This is a genomic window from Megasphaera jansseni (assembly GCF_047974155.1).
Classification (GTDB): domain Bacteria; phylum Bacillota; class Negativicutes; order Veillonellales; family Megasphaeraceae; genus Megasphaera.
The window spans coordinates 1-239 of the sequence record NZ_JBHYRR010000107.1 but is presented as its reverse complement, the minus strand read 5'-3'; the positions used below and the strand labels follow the sequence as shown (position 1 = coordinate 239).

The 239-nt window shown below is 47.3% G+C and carries 1 protein-coding gene; it reads right to left on the bottom strand.

What is annotated here, in order from left to right; all coding sequences use genetic code 11:
* A partial coding sequence (locus tag ACE418_RS13565) for an IS200/IS605 family accessory protein TnpB-related protein (RefSeq protein ID WP_416451092.1) occupies window positions 1-239 on the bottom strand: 239 nt, incomplete at both ends.

Below are 239 nucleotides of genomic sequence, written 5' to 3'. Positions count from 1 at the left end.
TCCAAATCCAGGCAGCTGGCCTGGGACGTATACGATTCTTCTTGTTCCAGATAGGTTATCCCGTAGCGTTCACACAGCTGTTTCAAGGTGCTGCGCAGATAGCTCAAATTGATTTGAGTGAAATGCTGATTCGTCACTTTGCCCAGCTTCAGTTCTCGTTTGAAATCCCGGTTATAGCCGCAAACAAGGGTCCCTATCTGATGGTCAATGCAAAAATCGAGGATATAGCGGGCTGTCTT